The sequence below is a fragment of the Acidiplasma aeolicum genome, from assembly GCF_001402945.1.
Lineage (GTDB): Archaea > Thermoplasmatota > Thermoplasmata > Thermoplasmatales > Thermoplasmataceae > Acidiplasma > Acidiplasma aeolicum.
In genome coordinates, this window is sequence record NZ_LKBG01000135.1 from 1 (window position 1) to 1,345 (window position 1,345).

At 36.7% G+C, this 1,345-nt stretch carries 2 protein-coding genes and 1 pseudogene; all 3 read right to left on the bottom strand.

What is annotated here, in order from left to right; all coding sequences use genetic code 11:
- Positions 1-570 (bottom strand): annotated as a pseudogene (locus AOG54_RS03655) (DNA polymerase II large subunit); the annotation flags it as partial.
- A gap of 1 nt (position 571) precedes the next feature.
- Positions 572-904 (bottom strand): SCP2 sterol-binding domain-containing protein, encoded by a 333-nt coding sequence (locus AOG54_RS03660; RefSeq protein ID WP_048102017.1) that lies wholly within the window; start codon positions 902-904, stop codon positions 572-574.
- Positions 885-1,345, bottom strand: a 461-nt coding sequence (locus AOG54_RS03665) for a glutamine amidotransferase-related protein (RefSeq protein ID WP_449222426.1), incomplete at its 5' end; no start/stop codon positions are given. The genes AOG54_RS03660 and AOG54_RS03665, both read right to left, overlap by 20 nt.

Here is a 1,345-nt window from a genome sequence, read left to right on the forward strand (position 1 = left end):
ATGTTTTCTTCTGTTATAGGCCTGGATTTCCTCTATATACCTCTCAACCTCCTCATCTGTTGCCTTAAATGCCCCCACATTAAGCTCTCTTCTAACTATATCTGTAATTAGAACACTTAATGCCTGTGCAGTACCACCTGCGCTTCTAATTGGACCAGAATATACAATATCAGCGTAATCAGTGCCATCATCATTCTTAACTATTTTTACCTCTTTAATTCCCTCCAGAGGTGCCACCAGTATGCCCTCGGTCAATATGGCAAGCCCCACCCTAACAGCCTTTTCAAGGGCCTCATCCTTATTTTCCCTGAGCATTTCTGCAACTTTTTTGGAGATCTTAAGTGATACCTCCTCCCTAGACATGGTTTTTGAAAGTTCCCTGATTTCTGAGGCGATACCCTTCATGTGTATTAATTCTTCCACCCTTTCGGCCATATCATTGGCAAGTGGTATTTCAACCTCAGTTGATATATCCCTGCCAAGGGATTTGGCCTCTGTGGCTATGGCATAACATTCGTCAACCCTTTTCCGAATTAAATTATTATACTCATCTAATTTTTTGTCTAACATTTCAGGATTTTAATAAATCACTTATTAGCAGCTTATCCATTAATGATGCCTTTATTTTTAGCTGACCCTTGAGGTAAGCATCCATGGCACTTTCTTCCTTGGATAATATCTTCTTAAATAAATCAGAGCTGACCTCAACATATATATCAGCATCAGATTTTTCTTCTACAGGCTCACTTATGTGGTTATTTTCGATTTTAAATGTGTAAGAGTCCTTATTATCAAATGTAATGCATATTGTTTTTTTTACAGATTGAAGCTTTTTGGAATATGCCGGATCGCTCGCTATCTTCTGATTCGATTTCTGTATTAAATTATTTAATATTTCTTTCATACAGTTTATCCTCCTTTAACTTTTTATATTCAAGTGATTTTTTTATAAAATATAAATGTACTCTTGATGGATTTAATGGGCGTGATTTAAATTCAGCATGGTACTGTGTGGCAATATAATTATCACGATCCTTTAACTCCATAATTTCCATTCTTATTCCATCGTCATCAGTTCCTGAAAAAATTACCCCTGCGTTTTCAATGTCTTTAATATAAACAGGATTAACCTCGAATCTATGCCTGTGGCGCTCTGATATTATTTTCTGGCCATCGTATATTTTGCTTGCAAGTGTACCTTCCTTAATAATTACATTTTTGGCCCCAAGCCTCATTGTACCGCCTAAGTTTTTAACACCCTTTTGCTCAGGCAGTATATCAATAACAGGGTATTTAGTTTCTGCATCAAATTCTGTGCTGTTTGCATCCTTAAGGCCGAGAACAT